General features: G+C 72.1%; 9 protein-coding genes. 3 read left to right on the top strand and 6 right to left on the bottom strand.

All coding sequences use genetic code 11. From position 1 onward, the window contains the following. Positions 1 to 9 precede the first annotated feature (9 nt). Positions 10 to 915 carry a serine hydrolase gene (locus ROT00_RS14880; RefSeq protein WP_404775809.1) on the top strand — a complete coding sequence of 302 codons (906 nt, stop codon included), beginning with the start codon at positions 10 to 12 and terminating at the stop codon, positions 913 to 915. 68 nt (positions 916 to 983) lie between these two features. Here the strand turns inward: ROT00_RS14880 and ROT00_RS14885 are convergent, their stop codons facing one another. From ROT00_RS14885 to ROT00_RS14910, 6 genes are all read right to left on the bottom strand, one after another. Continuing rightward, a complete protein-coding gene (locus ROT00_RS14885; protein ID WP_404775810.1) occupies positions 984 to 2,741 on the bottom strand; it encodes an alpha/beta hydrolase in 1,758 nt (585 codons plus the stop codon). Between the two features lie 64 nt (positions 2,742 to 2,805). Continuing rightward, on the bottom strand, positions 2,806 to 4,725 hold the full coding sequence (locus ROT00_RS14890) for a S16 family serine protease (protein WP_404775811.1): 1,920 nt from the start codon (positions 4,723 to 4,725) through the stop codon (positions 2,806 to 2,808). A 260-nt stretch (positions 4,726 to 4,985) separates the two neighbouring features. Then, positions 4,986 to 6,359 carry an HNH endonuclease signature motif containing protein gene (locus ROT00_RS14895; protein WP_404775812.1) on the bottom strand — a complete coding sequence of 458 codons (1,374 nt, stop codon included), beginning with the start codon at positions 6,357 to 6,359 and terminating at the stop codon, positions 4,986 to 4,988. A 203-nt stretch (positions 6,360 to 6,562) separates the two neighbouring features. Further along, on the bottom strand, positions 6,563 to 6,967 hold the full coding sequence (locus tag ROT00_RS14900; protein ID WP_404775813.1) for a hypothetical protein: 405 nt from the start codon (positions 6,965 to 6,967) through the stop codon (positions 6,563 to 6,565). A gap of 15 nt (positions 6,968 to 6,982) precedes the next feature. After that, on the bottom strand, positions 6,983 to 7,429 hold the full coding sequence (locus tag ROT00_RS14905) for an NUDIX hydrolase (protein WP_404775814.1): 447 nt from the start codon (positions 7,427 to 7,429) through the stop codon (positions 6,983 to 6,985). 8 nt (positions 7,430 to 7,437) lie between these two features. Next, a complete protein-coding gene (locus tag ROT00_RS14910; protein WP_404775815.1) occupies positions 7,438 to 8,823 on the bottom strand; it encodes a glycine--tRNA ligase in 1,386 nt (461 codons plus the stop codon). Between the two features lie 108 nt (positions 8,824 to 8,931). Here ROT00_RS14910 and ROT00_RS14915 point away from each other — a divergent pair, with 108 nt between their 5' ends. Both ROT00_RS14915 and ROT00_RS14920 read left to right on the top strand, forming a co-directional pair. Continuing rightward, complete coding sequence (locus ROT00_RS14915; protein ID WP_404775816.1) at positions 8,932 to 10,233, top strand: alpha/beta hydrolase; 1,302 nt, start codon at positions 8,932 to 8,934, stop codon at positions 10,231 to 10,233. Continuing rightward, the gene (locus tag ROT00_RS14920; RefSeq protein WP_404775817.1) at positions 10,230 to 12,821 is read left to right on the top strand and encodes a bifunctional lysylphosphatidylglycerol flippase/synthetase MprF; all 2,592 of its coding nucleotides are present in this window, start codon (positions 10,230 to 10,232) and stop codon (positions 12,819 to 12,821) included. Before ROT00_RS14915 ends, ROT00_RS14920 begins: the two co-directional genes overlap by 4 nt. Positions 12,822 to 12,900: the final 79 nt, after the last annotated feature.

Consider the following 12,900-nt stretch of genomic DNA (forward strand, 5'->3'; position numbering starts at 1 on the left):
AGCACCGTGGTGACCCCCTCGCAGGGCTCAGAGCGCAGAGCGCGCCATGCCGACATCCGGCGAGGGAAGCACCGCACCGACGAGGCGAGCGAGGACTTCAGCCGCGGCTTCGACGCGCTCGGGGAGCTCGCGCTCGCCGGAGTGCAGGTCTCGGCCCGCGCCACCGATCTCGCGACCGGACGCGTGCTCTTCTCGGTCGACGACCACGTGGTGATGCCGACGGCGTCGATCGGCAAGGTGCTGCTCCTCGTCGAGGTCGCGGCGCGACTCGTCGACGGCGAGAGCGAGGCGCTCACCGTGCTCGACCGCGACCCGCGCGACGCGGTCGGGGATGCCGGCATCTGGCAGCACCTGCAGTCCCCGTCGCTGCCGATCGCCGATCTCGCGGCGCTCATCGGCGCGACGAGCGACAACCTCGCCACGAACGTGCTGCTGCGCTACGTGGGTCTCGAGTCGGTGCGCGCCCGCACCGAGGCGCTCGGTCTGACCCGCACGGCGCTGCTCGATCTCGTCCGCGACCACCGCGGTCCCGACGACGCCCCGCAGCTCTCGATCGGATCGGCGAAGGAGCTCACCTGGCTCTTCGCCTCCCTCGCCCGCGGCGAGATCGTCTCGCCCGAGGTGTCGCAGCGCGTCGTCGGCTGGCTGACGCTGAACACCGACCTGTCGATGGTGTCCGCCGCCTTCGGGCTCGACCCGCTCGCACACCGGCGCCCCGACCACAGCGTGCTGCTGATGAACAAGACCGGGACCGACGGCGGCGTGCGCAGCGAGGTCGGCGTGCTGCGCGGACCGCGGGCGAGCGTCGCCTTCGCCGTGTCGATGTACTACGCCGACACGCAGCTCTCGAGCCGCCTCGCGGTGCTCGACGGCATGCGCCAGGTCGGGCTCGACCTGCTGGAGTTCGTGCACTAAGGCCGGCGCTGCGCTCGCGCTGGGCTCGTGCTGTGCGCTCGTCGCGCTCGCGCCGTGCGCTCGTCGCGCTAGCGCTGCGTCGTGCTCGCGTCGGGGTGCGCCGGGCGGGCGTCGCGCTCGGCCGCGTCGCGGTGCGCCGGGGCATCCGCGTCCTCTGGGGCATCCGGGGAATCCGGGGCATCCGGGTCGTCCGCGTCCTCCGCCAGGATCGCGATCCCGTCGAGCACCGCGCGCGCCGTCTCGGGCGCGCCGAGGATGCGGAAGTGCCCCGCGACCGGCACCTCGATGTTGCGGGCCCCGGCGAGTTCGCTGCCCTCCGGGATGTGCGGATCCCAGATGCCGAAGACCGAGACGATGCGCGCGTCGACCTCGCGCGCCTCGCCGAGCGCGTGGATGGTCGCGTCGCTCGGCAGCAGCGCGAGCAGACTGCGGTCGGCGAAGAAGAAGCGGGCGAGGTGCGAGCCGGCGAAGGGCGTGCAGACGGCGACCACGCCGCGGAGGCCGAGGGCGGCGGCGTCATCCGGGCGTCGCAGCTCGTCGGCGAGCAGCTGCTTGCCGATGAGCCCGCCCTTCGAGTGCCCGACGACGACCCGCCCGGCGGGCGCCGCCGGCAGCCGGGACAGCGCGCGGGCGAGGAGCTCCGCGGTCTCGGCGATCGGACGGCGGTTGGCGCCGAGGCCGTGCACGACGCGCACCCGGTGGCCCGCTCCGTGCAGGCGCTCGGCGAGCGGGCGCAGGAACGTCCAGTGCTCGTAGATGCCCGGCAGCAGCACGATCTCGGGCAGCGTGGCATCGCCGCGCAGCCAGTGCCGCGCGTCGCGCCGGTCGAAGGGGGCGGCCAGCTGGCGCCATCCGGCGTAGAGGTAGTCCGCCGCCCACCACCGCGCGGCGCGCCACCAGGGCACGCTGCGGCTCCCCGTCGTCGCCGTCGGCGCTGCCATCGCTGCTGCCGGCGCTGCCATCGTTGCTGTCGACCCCGTCCCGGTCGTTGCTGTCGCTGCCGCCGACCTTGTCGCCGGGCCCCGGCCCTTCGCGGGGCGCGCTCGTCGCCCGGTCGGGACGGGCTGGGCGACGCGGTGCCCGACGGGCTCGCCCGCGGCATGGGCCGCGACGAGTCGCGCGACCTCCGCGCCCGCGGTGATCATGGTCTCGTGCCCTCGGCCGGGGACCTCGATGAGCCGGCCATCGGGCAGCAGCGCGGTCACGAGCTCGGCCCAGTCGCGCGGGGAGACCTGATCGTGCTCGCCGCGCACGACGAGGGTGCGCGCCCGGATGCGCGGGAGCACGAGCTCGATGCGGTGCGCGAGCATGTCGGCGAGCTTCGCGAAGTACCAGCGCGGTCCGGCCTGGAAGTAGTAGCGGATGCCGAGCGCGAGCACCTTCGGATGGCTGAAGGCGAGGTCCTGGATGAGGCGCAGGGCCTGCCACGCCGCGGTCCGTTCGCGCCGGTTGATCGTCGGGGCGATGAGGACGACGGCGGCGACGAGCTCGGGCCGCTGCGCCGCCGTCTCGGCGACGATCTGCGTGCCCATCGAGTGCCCGACGAGGACGACGGGCGCGTCCGGCGACTCCGCCGCGATCAGCTCGCCGAGGTAGGCCCCGGAGGCCGGCATGTCGAGCGACTCCTCGGGCTCCGGCGCCTCGCCGAATCCGGGGAGGTCGAGCGCGAGCACGCGGCCCGAGCCGGCGAGGGTCTCGGCGAGGTCCGACCAGGTGCGGTGCCCCATCCCGACCCCGTGCACGAGCACGTACGTCGGACCGCGGTCGATGCCCGTCTCAGTGATGACGGTCTCGCGGTCTCCCAGCCGGAACCGTCGAATCGCCATGAACGAAGTCTAGGGATGCCGCCTGGAGCTCGTCGTTTCTCGGGAGCTCGTCGGTCTTCGGGAGCTAGTCGTCCTTCACCGGGAGCGCGCCCGCGAGGTAGGCGAGCATCCGCGTGGTGAGGAACCCGCCCTGGTAGAGGCCGGCGGCGTCGAACTGCTCGCCGACGCTGCCCGCCCGGAGCAGCGCGGCGACCTCGTAGGCGCCCATGCTGACCGCCGGTTCCGTGTCGTGCTCGGCCAGCAGGGTCACCTCCGAGGCGAGCTGCTGCCGCCCGAGATCGAGCGTGCGCGTCAGCACCGCGAGGAACGGGACGCTCTCGATCGCGAAGTTCTCGTCGAGCACCGCGTTGTTGTAGTACTTGTCGAGCAGCGACTGGTTGCGCACGTAGTTGTTGAGGCCGTACGCGAGCGTCGCGTAGCTCGCATTCGCCTCGGATTCCCCGATGTAGTCGGCGATCGCCGGCTGGATCTGCGCCTGGGAGACGGAGAGCGCGACGGTCACGTCCGCCGAGGCGAGTCGCGCGATCACGCTGTCCTGGGACATGCCCCGGGCATCCGCCAGCGGGGTGACGACGCTCTCGGTGAACGCGGCGAAGTTGGCGTCGGCACCGCGGCGGAAGAAGTCGCCGAGCGCCTCGAGGTCGACGTCGCTCGCGATCGGCGCGCCCGGGTTGTCGCGTCCGACCTCGAAGACCGACTCGGCCATGTCGATCTGCGCGCTCGCGAGCTGCCCCCACAGCACGGGCTGGGTGAGGTCTGTGAACAGCGCGTCCGCGGAGGCGTACTCGCCGGCATCCCACCGCTCCTTGATCGCCTGCACCTGGCCCTGGGCGAACATGAGGAGGGAGTAGGCGTCGAAGGCCCCGCTGTAGCCGTTGACGAGCCCTTCCACGTCGGCGACGGTCTTCGGCTCGTAGGCCGAGAGGCTGTCGAGGAACGACATGAACTCCTGCTCCGCGGTCTCCGTGCTGAGCGCCTGCGTGAACAGGGTGTCGAGACCGGCGAGGCCCTGGGTGAAGAGCGGCGTCGTCAGCTCGCCGACCGCGGCGACGGCCTCGTACGTGGCCGCTGCCTGACCGGCCATCCGGAACGCCCCGGCCTGCAGCCCCTGCCGTTGGAGATCGGCGGCCTGCGCGGCGTACTGCTCGATCGTGGCGATGAGGCCGGAGCCGATGAAGAGGTCCTGCGTCGGCTGGGGGAGCCTCGCGAAGCGCGCCTCGGCGTCGCCGTAGCGGGCGAGGGCGGCATCCGTCTCGGGCTTGACCTTGTCGTACGCCGCGTCGCTGAGCCGCGGGTCCCGGCTCACCCCCGGGACGTCGATGTTGCTCCCCGTGAGCCGCTCGTAGGCCTCGTAGATGTCGCCGACCTCGACGACGGTGACCCCGAGTCGTTCACCTTCGCGGACCACGTCGACGACGTTGCCGTCGCTGTCGGTGCTGTTGCGCTGGCCGAGGGGGATGAGCACGGTGGTGAACTCGGCGTCGGCGGCGGCCTGGATCTTCTCGGGGATGCCGCCGACGGGCCCGAGCGTGCCGGAGCTGTTGATCGTGCCGGTCATGGTGACGTGCTTCTTGAACTTCTCGCCGCGGGCGACGGCCATCAACCCGGCGGTCGTGAGTGCGCCCGCGCTGGGGCCGTCGATGAATCCGTCGGTCTCGAACGAGAACTCTCCCTCGAGCGGCTCCCCGAGGAGCAGAGTGGAGATGATGGCGGCATCCCAGGCCCCGGCCTGGGATGCGGACCCGATGCCGCCGACCTCGTTGGCGGAGAACTCGACCCGGAAGTCGCGCTCCTTCTTCGGCGGCTTCTTCGTGATGAGCGTCGTGCCGGTCGTGCCGGTGCCGTCCGCGCGGTAGGCGAGCCAGGTGACGGTGATCGAGGACGAGGGCGCCTCCGGTGCCGCGGACGGCACGCACGAGGCGAGCGCGATGGTCACGACGGCGGCGGCGATGATCGCGCGACTGATCCGGCGAAGGGTGCGCATGCTGGGCCTCTCAGGATGTGATGTGTGGATCGGAGAGCGTGGCGCTCCCGGTCCAGGATGTCGCGCGGGCACTGGGATCCCATCGGTGGAAATACCGATCTGCGCGGGCGCGGGCGTCGAGGGCGCGTGCGGGCGCGGGCGCGCTCCTCGAGGGCGCGCGTGCGCCTCAGAAGGGCGCGAGCGCGGGCGGGCGAGAAGGGAATGGCGGGCGCGAGCGCGGGCGGGAGCGGGCGAGAAGGAGTGGCTGGCGCGGGCGCGGATCAGAAGGGCGCGGGGACCGGGTAGGTGGCCTGCGCTCGTGGAGCGGTGGGCGTGGCGCCATGCGCCGGCGAGGTGTGGGCGTGGTGGCCGGTGGGCGTGGTCCAGGTGATGGTGCCGTCGGGTGCTCGCTCGACGCGGAATCTGGCGTGGTGCTTCAGCAGATGATCGGTGCGGCAGGTGGGCGCGAGGTTGGCGGTGTCGGTGGTGCCGCCGTGAGACCAGGCGGTGAGATGGTCGAGGTCGCTGTCGCGCGCGGGGCGGGTGCACCCGGGGCGGGTGCAGTGCCCGTACTGGTGGGTGAGCCAGCGACGTTGCGCAGTGGTGACGCGGTAGCGGGTGCGATCGAGCGCGAGCGGCGCGGCGGTGATCGGGTCGACCGCGAGGCGGAGGAACGTCGGCGCGTGGGCGAACAGGCGCCGCGCGGTCGCGTCGTCGATGGGACCGACGCCGTCGAGCTCTGCGGGCTCGTAGTCGCGGTGGATGCCCGTGCCCTGGGGCTGTGCGGTGCCTGCGCCGCCCTGCTGATGGTGCGGTGCGCCGGGGGTGTGCGGGGCGCTGGTCAGGGTGAGGGCCGGGACGGTGACGAGGATCTCGGTGCGGACCGCGGTGGGGGTGCCGTCGCCCTTCAGCCAGGCGGTCGCTGCATCCGCGCGGAGCTGGTCGAGGGTGCGGGTCTCGCCGGGGCGACCCGACAGCTGGATGGCGGTGGCGTCGACGCGGGCGCGGACGCCGGCCGCATCGACCGCGGAGACGTGGAGCATGAGCCAGGCCATGCCGTCGGCGGCGGGCTCGAGCACCAACCGCCGTGCGGAGTGGGCGCGTTCGTGGCGGGCCGATGCCGTCTCAGGGGCTTCGAGTCGCACCCGGAGCCGGCGGAGCCGGCGACGGAAGGTGGCGAGCGGCACGGTGCCGGCGAGCTCGGCGATGGCCTCGTCGAACTCCGCGAGCGCCGCCGCGTGCCGGGCTGCGTCGGGACCACGCAGGGCGGGGTCGTTGAGGGTGACGCCGTCGAGCGCGTCGAGCGCGGCGCGCAGCTCCGTGTAGGCGGCGATGCCGTCGCGGAACCTGGCCCACAACGACGGAAGGTGCCGGTGCGCCGTCGCTGCCTCGTAGGCGCGGGTGCGGATCGTCGCGGCGGGCAGTTGCAGCCGCATCGACAGCTCCGCGGCGACGGACCGCGCCGCGAGCTCGGCGACGGGGATGCCGCCCCGGCTCGCCGTTGCGTGCGCCTCGGCGTGGACGTAGAGCTCCGGGTGTGCGTCGGCCAGCGCGAACGCCCGCCGGAACGCATCGAGCTGCGCGGCGTGCATGCGGTTGACTTCGAACTGGGCGCCCTCAGCGGCATCCAGCGTGGCCTGCAGTTCGGCGAACACGGCCCGCGACCCGCCAGCGGCCGACGCGACCCGCCACCCATCCAACGATGCCCAATCAGGATCAGCCCACTCGGCAGCACTGACCGCGGCCGGGTCGGCCGGGTCATCGGGATGCAGCGCTTCAGGCATACCTCGACACTATCGAACACAGCTTCGAAGCTCACCACTGAAGTGGCGCTGTGGAAAGCCGGCGCCCCCAGCCCTCACGCCTCGGTGGGCAGCCAGTTGAGCCGCGACAGCATCCGCTCGAACTCGGCGACGATGAGGGCGCGCTCCTCCCGGCTCCACGTCGCGGTCCTCGACCTCGTGCCTCGCGACACCAGCGCCAGCAGCAACGGGCCGAGCAGTCGTCGTTGCTCGTCCATCGTCAGGCCGGAGAGCTCCTCTTCCGCGACCCGCAGATCCACGAGGAGCACCGCATCGCGGCGGTCGTAGCGCACGAAGGAGCGCGGCGACAGCTCGCTCGGCAGCGATCGTAACGCGACGAACAGCGCGTCGGAGACCGGCTCGGTCGCCTGAGTGAAGGCCGCGGACGACTCCGAGAGCTCGTGCGCCAGCTCGCGGACGTCGCCGATCCAGCCCGTGTCGCTGGTGGTGTCGAACTCCATGCCGCCCGCGCAGCCCTAGTCGATCAGCCCGTCCGCCGCGAGACGCCTGAGCACCTCGGCCCCGGCCGGCGGGCAGCGGTCGAGATCGGCCGTCGTCACCCAGTGCAGCGCGCCGACCTCGGCCGACGCCCTCGGCGAGGCATCCGTCTCCGTCAGGAAGACGCGCATGCGCACCATCCGCCCCTCGGGCTCGCCGTGCGCCTGCGTGACCACCTCGAAGAGCTCCTCGAGCTCGGCCGGGTCGAGCTCGAGCGAGACCTCCTCGCGGGCCTCGCGGGCGGCGGCCTCCGCGGCGGTCTCGCCCGGGTCGATCTTGCCGCCGGGCATGTAGTGCACCTCGCGCCCCCGCGCGGTCACCATCAGCACGCGACGGTCGCGGACGAGTGCGATCGCCGCCACGAGCAGATCGGGCAGCGCGGAGGGAGCGGAGCCCGGCTCCGTCCCCTCCGCCTCGTGCACCACGGGTGCGATCAGGCGCCGAGGAGCCGCGTCGCCAGGTAGCCCTCGAGCTCGGCGAGCGGCACCCGCTCCTGCGACATGGTGTCGCGGTCGCGCACCGTCACGGCGTCGTCGTCGAGCGAGTCGAAGTCGACCGTGATGCAGAACGGGGTGCCGATCTCGTCCTGGCGGCGGTAGCGGCGGCCGATGGCGCCGGCGTCGTCGAAATCGATGTTCCAGGTGCGGCGGAGCTTCGCGGCGAGATCGCGGGCGAGCGGCGAGAGCTTCTCGTTGCGCGACAGCGGCAGCACGGCGGCCTTCACCGGGGCGAGGCGCGGGTCGAGCTTCAGCACGGTGCGCTGGTCGGTGCCGCCCTTCGCGTTCTGCACCTCCTCGACGTGGTACGCGTCGACGAGGAACGCCATCAGCGCGCGCGTGAGGCCGAACGCCGGCTCGATGACGTAGGGCACCCAGCGCTCGTTCTTCGACTGGTCGAAGTAGGAGAGGTCCTTGCCGGAGTGCTTCGAGTGGGTCGACAGATCGAAGTCGGTGCGGTTCGCGACGCCCATGAGCTCGCCCCACTCGCCGCCGGTGAAGCCGAAGCGGTACTCGATGTCGATCGTGCGCTTCGAGTAGTGGCTGAGCTTCTCCTTCGGGTGCTCGTAGCGGCGGATGTTCTCGGGGTCGATGCCGAGGTCGGTGAACCAGTCCCAGCAGTGCTGGATCCAGTAGTCGAACCACTCCTCGTCGGTGCCGGGCTCGACGAAGTACTCCATCTCCATCTGCTCGAACTCGCGGGTGCGGAAGATGAAGTTGCCGGGCGTGATCTCGTTGCGGAAGCTCTTGCCGATCTGCGCGATGCCGAACGGGGGCTTCATGCGCGCCGCCTGCAGCACGTTCGCGAAGTTCACGAAGATGCCCTGCGCGGTCTCGGGGCGGAGGTAGTGCAGGCCCGACTCGTCGTCGACGACGCCGAGGTAGGTCTTCAGCAGGCCGGAGAAGGCGCGGGGCTCGGTCCACTGGCCGCGGGTGCCGCAGTTCGGGCACACGATCTCGGCGAGGCCACCCTCGGGCTCCCGGCCCTTCTTCGCCTCGAACGCCTCGACGAGGTGGTCCTCGCGGAAGCGCTTGTGGCAGCTCAGGCACTCGATGAGCGGGTCGCTGAACACCTCGACGTGGCCGGATGCCTCCCACACCTGCTTCGGCAGGATGACGCTCGAGTCGAGGCCGACGATGTCGTCGCGCTGCTGCACCATGTAGCGCCACCACTGGCGCTTGATGTTCTCCTTCAGCTCGACGCCGAGGGGGCCGTAGTCCCAGGCGGAGCGCGAGCCGCCGTAGATCTCGCCGGCTTGGAACACGAATCCGCGGTGCTGGGCGAGGGTGATGACGGCGTCGAGCGTGCTGGGTGCGGCCACGGTGGCTCCAATGGTCGGTGAAGGGGTTCAGGTGCAATCCTACGGAAATCCGCGGGGCCCGGGCCCCCGCCCGCTACCCTGTGCTCAACGCGGGAGCCGGGGGGATGCATGCTGGACGCGGTGCTCGAGGTGAACGTGGTCGAGGGCTGGTTCCCGATCGCGCTCTCGGTGCTCGCCGTGCTCCTGCTGCTCTACCTCCTCGGCCGGGAGCGCAGCGGCGGCTGGGTGATGACCGCGCTCATCGTCCTCATCGTCGGCGGCCTCATCGGCGGGGCGGCGCTCTGGCTCTGCGCGAACGTCCTCGACCTCTTCGGCGGTCCGGTCGCCGACGCCGCCTGGCTCTGGGTGCCGCTCGCGTCCGGGGCGATCCTGCTCGCGATCTGGAACCTCTGGCGGTCGCGCTGGTGGCGGAAGCTCATCGCGGTGCTCGCCATCCCCGTCTTCGCCGTCACCGCGGCGGTCGGAGTGAACGCCGCGTACGGCATCGACACCACCATCGGCGCCATGCTCGGCCTCTCGACGGCCGAGCCGATCGACATCCCCCCGCCCGACCCGGCCGAGACCAGCGACCCGGCCGAGCCGCTGTACGCGAGCTGGACGCCGCCCGCCGACCTCCCCGAGCACGGGGAGACCGGGCTCGTGCCCGGCGGCATCCCGAACACCAACTCGGGCTTCGACGCGCGTCCGGCGCAGCTCTACCTCCCGCCGGCCGCGCTCGTCGCCGACGCGCCGCGCCTGCCGCTCGTGATCATGATGATGGGTCAGCCCGGCGAACCGGACCCGCAGTTCATCGCGAAAGTGCTCGACGCGCAGGCGCGCGCCCACGACGGACTCGCCCCCATCGCGCTCGTCATCGACCAGCTGGGCGACCCCGCGGACGACCCGATGTGCCTCGACACGGACCTCGGAAAGGTGGAGAGCTACGTGATGCAGGATGTCGTGCCCTGGGCCCGCGAGCACCTCGACGTGCTGCGGAGCCCCGCGAGCTGGACCGTCGCCGGCTACTCGAACGGCGGCGGCTGCGCCGCCTACTTCGGCGCGAAGTACCCGGAGACGTTCGGCAACATCCTCGCCGTCTCGCCCGTCGAGTACGCCGGTGCCGAGCACCCGCAGGACACGCTGCGCGACGTCTTCGGCGGCGACGAGGCCGCCTACGACGCCGTGAAGCCCGCGAACATCATGGCGGCGAAGGCGCCCTATCCCGACTCGGTCGCGATCTTCACGGCCGGCGAGAACGACCCGGCCTACGTCGAGAGCGCCGAGGCGCTCGCGGATGCCGCGACGACGGCCGGCATGACGACGAGCCGGTTCATCGTGCCGGGCGCCGACCACGGGGTGTCCGCGCTCCTCGGCGGGCTGGAGCACGGCTTCGACGTGCTGTACCCGAGGCTCGGGCTGGTGGCGCCGTGAGCGGGGCCGGGCAGCAGCACGAGCAGCGGGCGGACGACGCGACCGCGGCCGCGCTCGACGTCGAGCCCGTCGGCCGGCTCCGCTCGACCGGCGAGGCGATCGGGCAGTTCGCCCGCCGCATCCCGTTCAGTCTCGCCTTCGCGGCCGTGCTGATCGCGACGGCGGCGATCACCGGCACCATCGCCGGGCCGCCCTCGCACGCCACCGAGGCGCAGTGGGCCGCGGGCGTGCTGACCACGATCGACGCCGGCCGCTGGTGGACGGTGCTCAGCGCCCTCGTCATCCCCTGGGACCCGTTCCAGCTCGTCGCCGGCGTGCTCGCCGCCGTGCTCCTCCTCGGCATCGCCGAGCGGCGGATGGGCACCGCGCGCACAGTGCTCGCGCTCGCCGTTACCGGCGTCCTCGGCGTCCTCATCGGCGTCGCCCTGCAGTGGATCGGCTCGCTCGCGGGCGAATGGTGGGCGAGCGGCACCTCCGTCGACCTCACCCTCGACCCGCTCACCGGGATCGCCGGGGCGCTCATCGCCGCGACCGCGTTCATGGGCCCGCTCTGGCGCCGCCGCTTCCGCGTCGTGACCCTCGCCTTCCTCTGCATCTTCGTGCTCTACGACGGCGACTCCTCCGACGTGTACCGCCTCATCGCCGTGCTCATCGCCGGGCCGTTCGGCGCACTGCTCGCGCACGACGCATCCGTCCTCCGCATCCCGCGCAGCTCGCACCGCGAGACGCGCACCCTCATCGCCGCGGTGGTCGCGGTCACGGGACTCGGGCCGGTCGTCGCCTTCGCGACGCGTACCGAGCTCACGCCCTTCGCCTTCGGCTCCTTCCTCTTCGCCGATCAGCCCGTCGACCTCGACGCCGTCGAGCGCAGCTGCGGCGACGCGGCGCCGCTCGCCGCCGAGTGTCTGCGCCAGCTGACCCTGCTCTCCGCGCAGGGGGTGGGCATGTTCCTGCTCTCCTTCCTGCCCGTCGTGCTGCTGCTCGTCGCCGCCTGGGGCCTGCACCAGGGGCGTCGCTTCGCGCTCTGGCTCGCCATCGCCGTGAACGCCGCCATCCTGCTCTTCGCACGGCCCGCCTTCGAGGTGACGAACGAGCTCGGGGACCTCGAGTCCGGCGACTGGTCGGTCTTCGACCTCGGCGAGCTGCTCGTCTGGCTCGCCGCGATCGCGCTCCTGCCGATCGGCGTCATCGTGCTGCTCATCGTCACCCGCCGGCACTTCCGCATCCGCCTGCGACGACGGGCGCTCGGCCGCTTCGTCGCGGTCGTCGTCGGCGCCTTCGCCGTGCTGGCCGTCGCGTATCTCGCCGTCGGGCTCTCGACCATCCGGGAGTACTGGCCGCAGGCGACGCCCGCGGACGTCGCGCTCGACACGCTGAAACGCTTCGTGCCGCCGCACTTCCTCGCCGCCACCGACCCGATCGTGCTGCCCGGGCACGACTTCGCGAGCTTCCTCTACGAGTGGGTCGGCGTGGCCTTCTGGACCGTCTTCGTCGTCGCGGCGGTGCGGGTGATGCACCGTCCCGACGGACCCGCCGCCGACGGCGACGACGCGCACCTGCGGGAACTGCTGCACCGCCACGGCGGCGGCACCCTCGGCTTCATGACGACCTGGCCGGGCAACACCCCCTGGTTCAGCGAGGACGGCGAGGCCGCCGTCGCCTACCGCGAGATCAACGGGATCGCGATCACCATGTCCGACCCGATCTGCGCCCCGGAGCGCCTCGCCGAGACGGTGCGCGAGTTCGCCGCGTTCTGCGACGCGCGCAACTGGAGCCCGGTCTTCTACAGCGTGCACGACGAGCTGCTGCCGGTCTTCGACGAGCTCGGGTGGCAGCACATGTCCGTCGGCGAGGAGACCGTCGTGCGCACCACCGGCCTCGAACTCACCGGCAAGCCCTGGCAGAAGGTGCGGCAGGCGCTGAACCGCGGCATCAAGGAGGGCATGACCACGGTCTGGGCGAGCTGGGCGGAGCTGCCGCGGCCGACCATCGCCGAGATCACCGCGATCTCGGAGGAGTGGGTCGCCGAGAAGGAACTGCCCGAGATGGGATTCACGCTCGGCGGGATGGCGGAGCTGAAGGACCCGGAGGTGCGCCTGATGCTCGCCGTCGGCCCCGACGGCCGGCTGCAGGCCGTCACGAGCTGGCTGCCCGTGCACCGCGACGGCGAGATCGTCGGCTGGACGATCGACTTCATGCGCCGCGCCGACGGCTCCATGAACGGCATCATGGAGTTCCTCATCGCCTCGGCCGCGCTGCACATGAAGGAGACCGGCGCGGAGGTGCTGAGCCTCTCCGGCGCCCCGCTCGCGACGAAACCGCTCGCCCCGGGCGCGGAACCGCCGCCGCCCACCGCGATGAGCCGCCTCCTCGAGTGGCTCGGCCGCACGCTCGAGCCGGCGTACGGCTTCTCCTCGCTGTTCCGGTTCAAGGCGAAGTTCAACCCGGAGTACCGCACGATCTCGATGAGCTACGCCGACCCGCTGATGCTGCCCGCGATCGGCATCGCCGTCGGCAAGGCCTATCTGCCGGAGGTGTCGCCGAAGGAGGCGATGGCGCTCGTGCGGACCCTCAGCCGTACGGAGTGAGGGCGGTTCGCTGAGCTGGTCTGGTTCGCTGAGCTTGTCGAAGCGCTTCGACAAGCTCAGCGGACCAGGGCTCGCTTCG

The sequence above is a fragment of the Agromyces mediolanus genome (assembly GCF_044917495.1).
GTDB lineage: Bacteria > Actinomycetota > Actinomycetes > Actinomycetales > Microbacteriaceae > Agromyces > Agromyces mediolanus_B.

Excerpts from the sequence above, each read along its gene's own strand:
- ROT00_RS14900 (WP_404775813.1), bottom strand. The coding sequence starts at position 6,967 with ATGGAGTTCGACACCACCAGCGACACGGGCTGGATCGGCGACGTCCGC.
- ROT00_RS14890 (WP_404775811.1), bottom strand. The coding sequence starts at position 4,725 with ATGCGCACCCTTCGCCGGATCAGTCGCGCGATCATCGCCGCCGCCGTC.
- ROT00_RS14885 (WP_404775810.1), bottom strand. The coding sequence starts at position 2,741 with ATGGCGATTCGACGGTTCCGGCTGGGAGACCGCGAGACCGTCATCACT.
- ROT00_RS14915 (WP_404775816.1), top strand. The coding sequence starts at position 8,932 with ATGCTGGACGCGGTGCTCGAGGTGAACGTGGTCGAGGGCTGGTTCCCG.